The sequence below is a fragment of the Janthinobacterium sp. BJB304 genome (assembly GCF_002735765.1).
Lineage (GTDB): Bacteria > Pseudomonadota > Gammaproteobacteria > Burkholderiales > Burkholderiaceae_D > Janthinobacterium.
On sequence record NZ_PDZN01000017.1, the window covers coordinates 89,156 to 103,093 of the forward strand.

At 66.5% G+C, this 13,938-nt stretch carries 10 protein-coding genes; 7 read left to right on the top strand and 3 right to left on the bottom strand.

From position 1 onward, the window contains the following. Nucleotides 1-81 precede the first annotated feature (81 nt). A complete protein-coding gene (locus CSQ95_RS20030; protein ID WP_099410776.1) occupies nt 82-798 on the top strand; it encodes an HAD family phosphatase in 717 nt (238 codons plus the stop codon). 2 nt (nt 799-800) lie between these two features. Here CSQ95_RS20030 and hemL read toward each other — a convergent pair whose 3' ends face one another. Continuing rightward, on the bottom strand, nt 801-2,090 hold the full coding sequence (hemL, locus tag CSQ95_RS20035) for a glutamate-1-semialdehyde 2,1-aminomutase (protein ID WP_070222138.1): 1,290 nt from the start codon (nt 2,088-2,090) through the stop codon (nt 801-803). Between the two features lie 59 nt (nt 2,091-2,149). Next, a complete protein-coding gene (locus CSQ95_RS20040) occupies nt 2,150-3,007 on the bottom strand; it encodes a hydroxymethylpyrimidine/phosphomethylpyrimidine kinase (RefSeq protein ID WP_070290487.1) in 858 nt (285 codons plus the stop codon). Nucleotides 3,008-3,103: 96 nt separating this feature from the next. Here CSQ95_RS20040 and CSQ95_RS20045 point away from each other — a divergent pair, with 96 nt between their 5' ends. The 6 genes from CSQ95_RS20045 (at nt 3,104) to CSQ95_RS20070 (ending at nt 12,280) form a co-directional block, all read left to right on the top strand. After that, complete coding sequence (locus CSQ95_RS20045) at nt 3,104-3,256, top strand: rubredoxin (protein ID WP_010401308.1); 153 nt, start codon at nt 3,104-3,106, stop codon at nt 3,254-3,256. An 84-nt stretch (nt 3,257-3,340) separates the two neighbouring features. Then, complete coding sequence (locus CSQ95_RS20050; RefSeq protein ID WP_099410777.1) at nt 3,341-3,763, top strand: response regulator; 423 nt, start codon at nt 3,341-3,343, stop codon at nt 3,761-3,763. 36 nt (nt 3,764-3,799) lie between these two features. Continuing rightward, the gene (locus tag CSQ95_RS20055) at nt 3,800-4,165 is read left to right on the top strand and encodes a response regulator transcription factor (RefSeq protein ID WP_070222135.1); all 366 of its coding nucleotides are present in this window, start codon (nt 3,800-3,802) and stop codon (nt 4,163-4,165) included. A gap of 26 nt (nt 4,166-4,191) precedes the next feature. Next, nucleotides 4,192-4,797 (top strand): chemotaxis protein CheW, encoded by a 606-nt coding sequence (locus CSQ95_RS20060; RefSeq protein ID WP_306532634.1) that lies wholly within the window; start codon nt 4,192-4,194, stop codon nt 4,795-4,797. Then, nucleotides 4,797-7,034 (top strand): methyl-accepting chemotaxis protein, encoded by a 2,238-nt coding sequence (locus CSQ95_RS20065; RefSeq protein WP_099410778.1) that lies wholly within the window; start codon nt 4,797-4,799, stop codon nt 7,032-7,034. The genes CSQ95_RS20060 and CSQ95_RS20065 overlap by 1 nt, the downstream gene beginning before the upstream one ends. A gap of 41 nt (nt 7,035-7,075) precedes the next feature. Then, complete coding sequence (locus CSQ95_RS20070) at nt 7,076-12,280, top strand: Hpt domain-containing protein (RefSeq protein WP_099410779.1); 5,205 nt, start codon at nt 7,076-7,078, stop codon at nt 12,278-12,280. Between the two features lie 157 nt (nt 12,281-12,437). Here the strand turns inward: CSQ95_RS20070 and CSQ95_RS20075 are convergent, their stop codons facing one another. Next, on the bottom strand, nt 12,438-13,901 hold the full coding sequence (locus tag CSQ95_RS20075; RefSeq protein ID WP_099410780.1) for a deoxyribodipyrimidine photo-lyase: 1,464 nt from the start codon (nt 13,899-13,901) through the stop codon (nt 12,438-12,440). Between the last annotated feature and the right edge of the window lie 37 nt (nt 13,902-13,938).

Below are 13,938 nucleotides of genomic sequence, written 5' to 3' on the forward strand. Positions count from 1 at the left end.
GTTCCACCTATGATCGTTGCGATGCCAGCCTTGGCCGGTTGGCCGCCGCATTTCCCGTCACCGTTGTCTTCTGGAGAGTCCATGCCTGATACCGCCATCACCCCACCGCGCTTTACCCATCTGATCAGCGACTGCGATGGCGTGCTGATCGACAGCGAAGCCGTGGCCCTGCAAGCGCTGCTGGAGTTGCTGGGGCCGCGTCTGCAGAACCTGCCCGAGGGCGTCACCCTGCAAGGCTTGATCGAGCCGCGCCTGGGCCAGCGCCTGGTGCCGCTGATGCAGGATATCTACAAGGAACTGGGCTTGCCGCAATTGTCGGCCGACGAGATCATGGCCATCGGCAACGCCGTCGATGCCGCTTGCGACGCGCAATTGCGCGCCGTGCCCGGCGTGGCGCAGGCGCTGGCCGCCATTGCGCTACCCAAGGCCGTGGCCTCGAACAGTGTCAGCGCGCGCGTGTTGTCGGCGCTGGAGCGGACCAGCATGGCGCCGTTGTTCGACAAGCGCGTGTTTACGCCGGACCTGGTGGGCCATGCCAAGCCGCATCCGGGCGTCTACCTGGCGGCTGCCGCCGCGTTTGGCGTGCCGCCAAGCCAGTGCCTGGTGCTGGAAGACAGCGTCACGGGCGTGACGGCCGCAGTGGCGGCGGGCATGACGGTATTGGGATTCATCGGCGGCGGGCATATCGCCGCCGGCCAGGAAGATAGGTTGAAAGCGGCTGGCGCGCATGTCGTGTTCAACGACATGGCCAGGCTGCCGGCGCTGGTGGCCGCGGTGATGGACACCGCGACCGTATAACCTTACGCCAGCTTGGCAAACACCTTGCGTGCGGCAGCGATGGTGGCGTCGATGACGGCGTCATCGTGCTGCGCCGAGACGAAGCCTGCCTCGAAGGCGGCGGGCGCGAAGTACACGCCTTCGTCCAGCATGGCGTGGAAGAAGGCGTTGAACTTGCTGCGGTCGCCCGCCATCATTTCCGCGTAGCTGGTCGGCGGCGTTTCGCTAAAATAAATGCCGAACATGCCGCCGATGTAGTCGGCGCAGAACACCACGCCTGCCTCCTTGGCGGCGGCGGTCAGGCCTTCGGCCAGGCGCTTGGCCGTGGCGCCCAGCTGCTCGTAGAAGCCCGGTTGCTGGATCAGTTTCAGGGTGGCCATGCCGGCCGCCACGGCGACCGGGTTGCCGGACAAGGTACCGGCCTGGTAGACGGCGCCCAGCGGCGCCATGTTGTGCATCAGTGCCGCGCTGCCGCCGAAGGCCGCCACCGGCATGCCGCCGCCGATCACCTTGCCCAGCGCGGTGAGGTCGGGCTGGATGCCGTACAGCGCCTGCGCGCCGCCCAAGGCCACGCGCAAGCCGCACATGACTTCATCGAAAATGAGCAGGGCGCCGTGCTGCGTGCACAGCTCGCGCATCGCCTGCAGGAATGCCGGCGTGGCTTTCACCAGGTTCATGTTGCCGGCCACCGGTTCGACGATGACGCAGGCGATCTCCGCGCCGAAGCTGTCGAAGGCGTCCTTCAGCTGTTCCACGTTGTTATAGTCGAGCACCAGGGTGTGCTTCACAAAATCTTCCGGCACGCCGGCCGATGTCGGGTTGCCGAAGGTGAGCAGGCCGCTGCCCGCCTTGACCAGCAGCGAATCGGCGTGGCCGTGGTAGCAGCCTTCGAACTTGACGATCTTGTCGCGTCCCGTGGCGCCGCGCGCCAGGCGCAGGGCGCTCATGGTCGCTTCCGTGCCCGACGACACCAGGCGCACCTGCTCGATCGACGGCACCAGACGCGTGATTTCCTCGGCCATCAGCACTTCGCCTTCGGTCGGCGCGCCGAACGACAGGCCCAGCGCAGCCGCATCCTGCACCGCCTTTACCACTTCCGGATGGGCGTGGCCGACGATGGCCGGGCCCCAGGAGCCGATGTAGTCGATATAGCGCTTGCCGTCCGCGTCCCAGAAGTACGGGCCTTCAGCGCGCGTGATGAAGCGCGGCGTGCCGCCCACGGAGCGGAAGGCGCGCACGGGCGAGTTGACGCCGCCTGGCGTGGTTTTTTGTGCGCGGGCAAACAGGATGTCGTTCTGTGAAGTCGTCGTCATGATAATCGTGCCTTGAGAGTGGATCGTTGTCTGTGTCGTCTGTGTTTGTCTGGACGGGATTATTGGGCGCCGCGCTGGCGCTGCTGCCGGAACAGCCGGTTTGGCACCAGCTTGCCCATGCCGTGGCGCTGCGCGTGGGCCAGCGCGCCGGCCGTGAATTCCTGCGCCGCCACGACCACCTGCGGCACATCGTCTTCGTTTTCGGCCAGGGCCAGCAGGGCGGTGGCCGCCGCCGACAGGGTGCTGCCGGCGCCGTTGAAGATGCCTGGCAAGTGCTGCCATTCGTCGTGGCGCACCACGCCGTCCTCGCCGAACAGGGTATTGGCGCGCAACTTGCCTTCGCCCGTGCCGGACTTGCTGGCGTCGGCCGGCATGCCGGTGACGAGCACGTACTCGCAGCCCAGCGCCACCAGGTAATCGACGTCGTTTTGCAGGGTGTCGTCCGGATCGGCGTCGCGCCAGGTCTCGGCCAGGCGCTCCAGTTCCACCGGCGAGAGCACCAGCAGGGTCGTTTGCGGGATCAGCAACTGGCGCACGGCGGTGAGGATGTCCTCGTCGTCCATGCCCTGTTCCGGCAGCGCCGAAATGAAGGGATCGAGGATCAGCGGCACGTTCGGATAGTCGGAGACGATTTCGGCGACGGCCGTGACGTTTTCCACGCTGCCCAGCGCGCCGATCTTGATGGCGGCCACGGACATGTCTTCCAGCAGCACGCGCGCCTGGTCGGAAACCCAGTCCGGGTCGACCGCCTGCACGTCTTCCACGCGCGCCGTATCGCTGATCAGCAGGCCCGTGGTGACCGACAGGCCATGGCAGCCGAAGGCTGAAAACGTGGCCAGATCGGCCTGGATACCGATCGCACCGACCGGATCGGACACGCCGAAGCTTAATATGAGGGGAGAAGTTTGGTTTTGCACGGCGGGTAGATTAAGATACCTAATTCAGCATTTTACTTGATTGAAGGGTGGCAGAACGTGAGTAGCAACGAAACAACGCAGCAATTCCAAACGTGGATGTGTCTTATTTGCGGCTGGGTTTATGATGAAGCGGCCGGCTTGCCCGACGAAGACATCGCTCCGGGCACGCGTTGGGCCGATGTTCCGATGAACTGGACCTGTCCTGAATGCGGTGCGCGCAAGGATGATTTCGAGATGGTAGCGCTGTAATCAATCAGGTCCACGGGATGCCGCTGCCGCACGCAGGTGTCGCGGCTGCCTGTGCTATGGTATGAAAAATTGTCGAATAATCACATGACGCGATCTTCCTTGCCAGAGGCGCCGTCCGATGCCGTGTGTGCCGGCGTCACGGTACTTGTCATCGACGACAGCGCGACGATACGCAGCGCTGCCGCGAAGATACTGGGCGAGGCCGGTTACCGCGTGGTGGTGGCGGAAAACGGCTTTGCGGCCCTGGCCAAGATCGCCGACTGCCAGCCAGCGCTGATCGTGTGCGACATTGTGATGCCGCGCTTGGACGGCTACCGCACCTGTGCGCTGATCAAGGCCAGCGCGGCGTATCACGCCACGCCGGTGCTGATGCTGTCGTCGAAGGAAGGCTTGTTCGACCGCGCGCGCGGCGCCATGGCGGGCGCCAGCGCCTGCCTGGCCAAGCCGCTGGCGCGCGAGGCGCTGCTGGAGGCCGTGCGGCTGCACCTGGCCGGGCATTTTGAGTAAGTGTTTTTATTGATTGACAACGCAGCAAGGAAGCAGATGGCCATACACACAATTCTGATCGTCGATGACTCGCCGACAGAACGCTACTACCTGAGCGAGATGCTGGTGCGTGCCGGTTATGCCGTCCTCACGGCGCAGGACGGCGCCGACGCGCTGGCGCAACTCAAAGAGGCCAGGCCCGACCTGATCCTGATGGACGTGGTGATGCCCGGTGCGAATGGCTTCCAGATCACGCGCGCCATCGCGCGCGATCCCGAACTGCAGGACGTGCCGGTGATTATCTGTTCCAGCAAGAGCCAGGAAACGGACCGCATCTGGGGCTTGCGCCAGGGCGCGCGCGATTACCTGGTCAAACCGGTGGTGGAAGCCGAGCTGCTGGCCAAGATCGCCGCGCTTTCCTGAGCATGCACACGATGCCAGGTCTCGGCGTGTCCACAACGGCCTTTCCGCCTGCCGCTGCCGCCGTGCCATCCTTCGAGGCGGGCGCGCGGCAGGGGCGCTTGCGCCAGTATCAGCTGCAATTGATCGAGCGGATACAGGCAGCGCGCAGCGGCGCGCTGGCAGCGCGCAAGGAACTGGGCGTGATGCTCGGTGGCCGGCACTGCCTGCTCGACCTGACGCAGCTTGGTGAGATCGTCATTGCCGCCGGCGTGCAGATCCAGAGCGTGCCGTTGGCGCAGGACTGGTACCTGGGCCTGGCGGCCATGCGCGGACGCCTGACGGGCGTCGTCGACCTGGCCCGCTATATGGGCGAACCGGCTTGCGCGCCCGGCAATCACTGCCGCATCATCACCTTTTCTCCGCGCCTGGGCCTCAATTGCGCACTGCTGGTCGAGCGCGTACTGGGCTTGCGCCAGCTGCGCACGATGCAGCCCGTCTCCTTGCCGGATGCACCTCCGTCGTGGGCGGCGCAGGCGCTGCGCGACAGCGAAGGGCAGCAGTGGCTGCGCCTAGACCTGGCGCAGCTGGCGCAGGCGGAACGCTTCCTCGATGCCGGCTTTGGCGGCCTCGCCGACTACAAGGATATTTGCTGATGGGCGCCCATTCCCCCATCCTGGCGGCCGCCATGCCCGAAGCGGAGCACGCGCCCGGCGAGCCGGGATCGGCGGGCGACCTGCCGCTGCGCCTGCGCGACGCGCTGGGACGGCGCAAGTCGCTGGCCAGCGCGCCGGTGCGCGACTTGAAACTGCCGCTGATCGGCCATTTCCCGCTGCAAAAGCAGCTGAGCATCCTGTCGACGGTGATGGCCCTGAGCCTGGCCGCCAGCCTGCTGTTCGTGGGACTGAACACGCGCAGCGGCAATATCGCCTCGGCGCAGACGCAGCTGGCCAGCGATGCGCTGATGCATTCGCAGCGCATCGGCAAGGCCGCGCCGAACGCCGTGCAAGGCAATCCGGAAGCGTTCCGCCAGCTCGAGGAAAGCCGCAATGAACTGAACCAGGATTTCCGCCTGATGCTGCGCGGCGGGACGTATCACGGCCGCGATATCGGCGAGTCGCGTTCCGCCCTGCTGGCGGCCGTGGCCGACGCGCGCAAGAAGTGGGCCAGCAGCGACCGCGCGGCCAGCACCATCCTGCGCCTGAAACCTGAGCTGGGCGAATTCGACAAGACCTTGCAGCAATTGAACGCACTGTCGCCGGCGTTGCTGGCGCAGACCGAGGAAGTCGCGGCCCTGAAGGTGCAGCGCGGCGGCAATGCGCGCGACTTGGCCGTCATCGGCCGCCTGATGATGCTGAGCCAGCGCATGAGCCGTAGCGCCAGCGAGTTCCTGTCGTCGGGCAGCATCAGCTCGGAAACGGCGTTTTCGCTGGGGCGCGACACGACGTATTTCCGCACCGCCGTCGAAGGGCTGTTGAATGGCAGCGTGCCGCTGCAACTGGCGCCCACGCGCGACGCCGAACTGCGCGACCGGCTGGTGGCGCTGAAAGCCAGTTTCGACACTTACCAGAAGCTGGTGTCGTCGATACTCGACCGGCTCGATAAATTCAGTTCGGCGAAAAGCGCCGAACAGCTGATCTTCAACGAGAACGAAGACCTGCGCCAGCGTTTGACCCTGCTGCAGCAGATGTACCACGTGAACCAGGAAACCCTGGGCATGGCCTTCTGGATGATGGTCGGCGGCGTGTTGCTGACCCTGATCGCGGCGGCCGGCATCGGCAGAGTGCTGCTGCAGGACTCCGTCAACCGCACGCGCGACGCCGAGCGGCGGCGCCAGGAGGCGGAAATCCTGCGGCTCCAGTCGCAGGGAAAAGAGGAAGCGGCGAAGGCCAGGAATGACCAGAACCAGGCGGCCATCCTGCGCCTGATGAACGAATTGCAGAAGGTCGCCGATGGTGATCTGACGGTGCAGGCCACCGTGTCGGAAGACATCACGGGCGCCATCGCCGATTCCGTCAACTACACGGTCGAGGAATTGCGCGGTCTGGTGGGACGGGTGACGGCGACGGCCGAACAGGTCAACCGCGCCTCGACGCAGGCGCAAAGCATCTCCAGCAAGCTGCTGATCGCGTCGCAGCAGCAGTCGCGCGAAATCCAGGGCGTCAGCGCCACCGTGGTCAAGATGGCCAATGCGATTACCGACGTGTCGAAGTCGGCCAGCGTCTCGGCCGACGTGGCGCGCCAGTCGGTGGCGGCGGCGCAGCAGGGGGCGACGGCGGTGGAAAACGCCATCAAGGGCATGCATGAAATCCGCGAGCAGATCCAGGATACGTCCAAGCGCATCAAGCGCCTGGGCGAATCGTCGCAGGAAATCGGCGAAATCACCGAGCTCATTTCCGACATCACCGAGCAGACCAATGTGCTGGCGCTGAACGCCGCCATCCAGGCCGCATCGGCCGGCGAGGCGGGGCGCGGCTTTTCCGTCGTCGCCGAGGAAGTGCAGCGCCTGGCCGAACGCTCGGCTGCGGCCGCCAAGCAGATCGGCGCGCTGGTGCGCACCATCCAGGCCGATACCCAGGATGCGACGCGGGCGATGGAAACGTCCACGCAGGGCGTGGTCGAGGGCGCGCGCCTGTCCGACGCGGCCGGCGCGGCCTTGAACGACATCAGCCAGGTGTCGAAACACCTGGCCGAACTGATACAGGGCATCTCGTTCGCCACTGGTACGCAGGCCGGTTCGGCCAGCGGCGTGGCCTTGAATATCCAGCATATCCTGAGCGTGACGGAGCAGACGCAGGACGGCACGCAGCAAACGGCGCAATCGATCCATAAACTGTCGATGCTGGCGCAGGAACTGAAAAACTCGGTGTCGCGCTTCCGCGTCGCCGCCTGAACGTCGCGCCAAGCCAGGGCGATTTCTTTACCGAGGCATGCATGAGCACACCAGATAGTCCACAGCAGTCCAAGCCGTTCGACAGCGAACCTTTGTCCTGGGTGATGGTGGAAATCCGCGAAGCGTTGGGCCGCTCGAAAACGGCCCTGTTCGAGGCGGGCGGCCGCGAGCGTGAGGAACGCGCCACGGCCCTGCAGCATGCGCGCTCGCACCTGCACCAGGCGCATGGCGCGCTGGTGATGGTGGACGTGGCCGGCGCCAGCCTGCTGACGGACGGCGCGGAACAGGCGCTGGCGCGCTTTCGCGACGGCAGCCTCGAATACACGCTGGACCATGCGCAGATCATCGCCGCACTGTATCAGGCCCTGACCGAATATCTGGAGGACCTGGTGGCCGGCGCGCCGCCGCAGCCGGCGCGTTTGTTCCCCTACTACCGAGACCTGCAAACCCTGCTGGGCACCGAGCGCATCCACCCGGCCGACCTGTTTTTTCCGCCGTCCGCCATGCTGGAAGGGCAGGCCATCGCGCTGGCCGACACGCCGCCCGTGGCGGACTATCCTGCCTGGCGCGGGCGCTTTGAAAAGTCCCTGCTGCCCTTCCTGAAGGCGCAGGATGATGGGGCGCGGCGCCAGCACGCGGGCGAGCTGCACGCCACCTTGACCCTGGTGGCCGACGCGCAGCAGGAAGCGCCGGCGCGCACCTTCTGGTTCGCCATGCAGGCGTTCGCGGGGCTGGCGGCCAGCGGCGAGGGCATGGGCACGCTCAACGTCAAGCAGCTGTTCGGCCTGATCAACCTGCAGTTGCGCCGTCTGGCGCAGGGCACGGCCAGCCTGCCCGAAGCGATGCTGCGCGACGCCCTGTTCTTCATCGCCGCGGCGCCCGAGCCGACGCCGGAGGCACGCCAGCTGCGCGCCGCTTTCGCCCTGGACGGCATGCTGCCCGCCGACGTGGAAACGCGGCGCTACGGCCAGGTCGACCAGGATGCCTTGCAAGGCGCGCGTACGTCACTGGCGCAGGCGCGCGCCAGCTGGAGCCGCCTGGCGCAAGCCGACCTCGATCCTGCCTTGGGCCCGGATTTTGAAGCGTCGCTGCAACAGGTGGCGGCACATGTGGAGACCTTGAAGCAGCCCGCCCTGGCCAGCCTGCTGCGCGAATGCGCGGCCGTGGCGCGGCAAGCCGTGGCCAGCGGGCGCAGCGCGGCCCTGGAGAATGAAATCGGCATGGCGCTGCTGTTTGCCGACACGGGACTGGAGCAGCTGCGCCGCCTGCCCGACGATTTCGCCGGCAATGCGGAAACCATCGCCGCGCGCCTGCAGGCGCTGCTGGCTGGCGAAGCGCCGCCGCCCGTCACGGCGGGCGAGCTGTCGCGCCAGATCGAGCAGGGCCAGACCGTGGCCGCGCTGGCCGAAGACATGAAGACGGGGCTGCGCCAGGTGGAAAAGGTGCTCAACGCCTACTACGCGGATGCAGCGGGTGCGGGGACGGCGGGGCCACTCGATGGCGTCGCGCCCGTGCTGGAGCAGTTGCAGCGGCAGCTGGCCGGGCTGGGACAGGACGACGCGCGCGTCGCCGTGCTGCAGGTCGATGCGGCCGTGCGGCAGCTGGCCGGTGGCGACGCCAAGGCTGCGACCAGGGCGGACGCGCACGCCGAGGCGCTCGACGAGATCGCGCAAAATGTCAGCGCGCTGGGTTTTTTTGTTGATATGCTGGGCCGCAACGCGCAGGCGGCCAGCGGGCGTTTCCATTTCGATGCCGCCGCCGGCACCTTCCGCGCGCTGCCATTTGAAAAAGTCGCCGCCGCCGGCGCCGTACCCGTGCCCTTGCTCGACCAGGCGCTGGCGCCCGCCGCGCCCGCGGGCATGCATGCCGCACCGGCCGTGACCGATGTCGACACGGAGATGCTCGACATTTTCATCGCCGAAGCGCGCGAAGTGCTGGCCTTCATCGACACCACCCTGGCCTTGCCGCGCGAGCTGGCCGCCAGCGGCGACCACCTGGCCATGCTGCGCCGCTCGTTCCATACCCTGAAAGGCAGCAGCCGCATGATCGGCCTGGCGCAGTTTGCCGAAGCGGCGGGCGCCATCGAGCGCGTCATGAATACCTGGCTGGCCGAAGCGCGTCCTGCCAGCGACGACTTGTTTACCTTGCTCAATTACGGCTGGTACCAGCTCAGCGAATGGGTGGCCGAACTGGAAGGCGGCGCGGGGCGCGAGCGCGAGGCCGGCATGCTGCTGGCGGCGGCCGAGCGCGTGCGCGAAGGGGGACCGTTCGAACTGCGCAAGCCGCGCCCGGCCGCGCCGTTGGCCGGCAATGGCAATGTGATCGGACTTCCTTTGGCCACGGCGCCCGCGCTCCACGAAGCGCCGGACGATCACCTCAAGCACGTGGGCGAACTGCGCATCAGCCTGCCTTTGTACAACATCTACCTGGCCGAGACGGATGAATTGCTGCGCGTGCTCACGCGCGATTTCGGCGAGTGGCGCCATGAACCGCGCGCCGTCAGCGCGGAGGCGCTGCAAGCCGTGCATACGCTGGCGGGGACGTCCGGCACGGTGGGCTTCCAGTCCCTGCGCGACCTGGCGCACGCGCTGGAAACGGTGATCGAAACGGTGGTGCCGCCACTGGCCGGCCTGCGCGCCGAACAGCACGACGTGCTGGAGCAGGCCACGCATCGCATCGGGCAAATGCTGCAGGCGTTCGCGCTGGGCGACCTGGCGCCAACGCAGCCGGACATGATCGAAGCACTCAACACTCTGTGGCGCGCCTTGACGGCGCCGCCTGGCGAAAGCAAGGAAGACCGCCTCGACGCCCTGTTTGCGGACGCTTACGCCAGCATCGTCGGTACGCCGGCGCAGCCTGCCGAGCCGCTGGCCGAAGTGCCGGCACCGGCGCCGGCGCAGGAGAGCGGCGCCAGCGACGACCTGTTCGACGCCGGTTTCGAACACGCACCGCCATTGGAGCATGCGGCGCCGGAAGCGCCGGCACCGGCCATCATGCCGACCGATGCGGCCGCGCTGCTGGCGGCAAGCGCCGGCATCAGCGATGAACTCGACCTCGATTTATTGTCCGTCTTCCTGGAAGAGGGCGCCGACCTGCTGCCGCAGATCGGCGAGGCGCTGCGCAGCTGGCAGCAGCAGCAGCACGACAGCGGCCAGGCGCAGATGCTGCTGCGCACCCTGCACACCGTCAAGGGCAGCGCGCGCATGGCCGGCGCCATGCGTCTGGGCCAGCATGCGCATGAAATCGAGACGCATATCGAAAACATGCTGCACGCGGGCACCGCCACGCCGCAAGCTTTCGACGAATTGCTGGCCCATTACGACCATGCGCTGCACCTGTTCGAGCAGCTGCAGCAACCGCTGCTGCCCTTGCCGGGCATGGAAGACACCCCGGTGGCCGAACCGAAGGCGGCGCTGGTGCGCGTGCGCGCCGATATCCTCGACCGCCTGGTGAACCAGGCCGGCGAAGTGTCGATCACGCGCTCAAAGATGGAAAATGAAGTGGGCGTGCTGGGCGCTTCGCTGTCCGAATTTTCCGACAACCTGGCGCGCCTGCGGCGCCAGTTGCGCGAAGTGGAAATGCAGGCCGAATCGCAGATCGCTTCGCGCATGGCCGTCGGCAGCGAGCGCGAATTCGACCCGCTCGAATTCGACCGCTTTACGCGCCTGCAGGAACTCACGCGCATGATGGCCGAAAGCGTCAACGACGTGGCTTCGTTCCATGAAAACCTCAGCCACAGCGTCGATGCGGTGACGGACGACCTGGTGCTGCAGGCGCGGCTGACGCGCGAGCTGCAGCGCGACCTGATGCAGATCCGCATGGTGCCGTTTGCCAGCATCGCCGAACGCCTGTTCCGCGTGGCGCGGCAAAGCGCCAAGGAAGTCGACAAGCGCGTCAACCTCGACATCCGCGGCGGCGGCGTGGAAATCGACCGCAGCGTGCTCGAACGCATGGCCGCGCCCTTCGAACACCTGCTGCGCAACGCCATCGTGCACGGCGTCGAGCCGCGCGATGCGCGCCTGCTTGCTGGCAAGAGCGAGACGGGCGAGCTGCTGGTGCAGGTCAGCCAGCAGGGCAATGAAGTGGCGATCGCTTTTTCCGACGACGGTGCGGGGCTGGATCTGGAACGCATCCGCGCCAAGGCGCACGGCGCCGGCCTGGTGCCGACGGATGCGCCTTTGAGCGACGCGCAGGCGGCCGAGCTGATTTTCACGCCTGGATTTTCCACCGCCGACAGCCTGACGGAACTGGCAGGACGCGGTTTTGGCATGGACATCGTGCGCTCCGAAGCGCTGGCCCTGGGCGGGCGCGTGGAAACGCAGACGCAGGCGGGCCTGGGCATGCGCTTCACCATCCACCTGCCGCTGACCCTGGCCGTCACCCAGGTGGTGCTGCTGGCGGCGAACGGCAAGACGTATGCCTTGCCGTCGGTGCTGGTCGAGCAGGTGCTGCACCTGAAAGGCGAACAGCTGGAGCAGGTGCGGGCGGCCGGGCGCATCGAGTCGCACGGGCAGTCGCTGGCGCTGCATCACCTGTCGGCCATGCTGGGCGAGACGCCGGCGGAGCAGGCCACGCAGCGCCATGCGCCGGTGCTGTTGCTCCGGAATGGCAATGACAGGCTGGCCTTGCAGGTCGATGACGTGGTGGGCAACCGCGAGGTCGTGGTCAAGCACGTGGGGCCGCAACTGGCGCGCATGCCGGGCATCGCCGGCGCCACGGTGCTGGGCACGGGAGACATCGTGCTGATCCTCAACCCGGTGGCGCTGGCGCAGCACCTCGAGCACCATCCGGAACTGCTGTCGCAATATGCGCTGGCCAGCCGCGAGCAGCACGCCGCTTCCAGCGTGCTGGCCGTGCCAGCCGTGCGCGTGATGGTGGTTGACGATTCGCTGACGGTGCGCCGCGTGATGCAGCGCCTGTTCGAGCGCGAAGGCTACCAGGTGCTGCTGGCCAAGGATGGCCTCGATGCGCTGGAGCAGTTGCATGCGCTGGAACCGGCCGCCATGCCGGCGCTGCTGCTGGTCGACGTGGAAATGCCGCGCATGGACGGTTTTGATTTGACGCGCAATGTGCGCAGCGACGACAAGACGCGCGCCATCCCCGTTATCATGATCACCTCGCGCAGCGCCGACAAGCACCGCGCGCATGCATTCGAACTGGGCGTGAATGCGTATTTCGGCAAGCCTTTTCAGGAAGAGGAATTGCTGGCCGAGGTGGGACGCTTGCTGGCCGACGGCGTGGCATAACCCGATGCCGTCACAAGCGCCAACGATGTTGTCGGATTACGCGGGGCCTTGCCCCGCTAATCCGACCTACGCTCTTGCACGATGGCGCACGTCGGGTAGGTCGGGTTAGCGCGCAGCGCGTAACCCGACATCACCGCAATGCCAATCAATTACCTGCTTACCCCACCACCTTCACTACGGCATAGCGCTCCAGGGTCTCCTTGCGCGCCTCGTCGTGCTGCACGATGGGTTCCGGATAGTCGCGTCCCAGCACGATGTTTTTTTGCTCGAGCAGCATGCGCGGCACCAGCCAGGGCGCGTGGATTTCCTTGTCGCCCAGCGCCTTCAGCTGCGGCAGGTAGCGGCGGATGAAGCGCCCGCCGGCGTCGAATTTTTCCGATTGCGTGATGGGGTTGAAGATGCGGAAGTAGGGCTGCGCATCGCAGCCGGACGACGACGCCCATTGCCAGCCGCCGTTGTTCGAGGCCAGGTCGAAATCGTTCAGATGCAGCGCGAAATACGCTTCGCCGCGGCGCCAGTCGATGCCCAGATCCTTGATCAGAAAGCAGGCCGTGACCATGCGCAGGCGGTTGTGCATATAGCCCGTCTGGTTCAGCTGCGCCATGGCCGCGTCGACCAGAGGATAGCCGGTGCGCCCCTCGCACCAGGCGGCAAAGGCGGCATCGGCCTCGGCTCCGGTTTCCCAGGCGATGGCGTCGTAGGCCGGTTTAAAGGCGCCGCCTTCGACGTGCGGGTTCTGGTACAAAATCATGGCGTAGAAATCGCGCCAGATCAGTTCGGCCAGCCACACGGGCGCCCCATCGCCGCCGCCGCCGCGGTCCATCAGGTCGACCACGGTGCGCACCAGATAGCGCAGCGACACGGTGCCGAAGCGCAGATGCATGGACAGGTAGGACGGTCCCTTCAGGGCGGGAAAATCGCGCGCCACGTCATAGCGGGCCACGCGCGGCAAAAAATCCTCGAACAGCGCGCTGGCGCCCGACATGCCGGTGGGGATGGCCAGTTCGGCCAGGTTGCTGGCCTCGAACCCCAATTCGCCCAAGCTGGGCAGGGGCGACGGCGTGCCGGCGCGGGGCGGCGCCAGGCTGGCCGCATGCGGCTCGATAGCGAATGGCGCCAGGCAGGCGGGTTCGGCGCGCATTTTCTTCAGCCAGGCATTTTTATACGGCGTGTAGACGGTGTAGGGTTTGGCCGAGAGCGTCAGCACCTCGTCCTTTTCAAAGATGACCTGGTCCTTGAAGCTGAACCACAGGCGCGCGTCGTGCGTGAGCGCGGCGGCCACCGTGGCGTCGCGGGCGATCGCCTGCGGTTCGTAGTCGTGGTTGGCAAAGACGGCGTCGGCGTTCAATTCGGCGGCCAGGCGCGGAATCGCCTCGGCCGCGGCCGCGTGCAGCACGATCAGGTCGCCGCCCAGCTGGCGCAGCTCGGCGGCCAGCTCGGCCACGCTGGCATGGATGAAGTCGATCCGCCGGTCGCGGCGCGGCAGGGCTGCCAGGATGGCGGTGTCGTATACGAAGACGCAATGCACGGCCTGGCTTTGACGCAGGGCGTGATGCAGTGCAGCATGGTCAAACGCGCGCAGATCGCGGCGGAACCACACCAGGGAAGTCTTAATTGTCATTATTTCGCGTGTTTAAGGTCAAAGATAGGCGATTTTT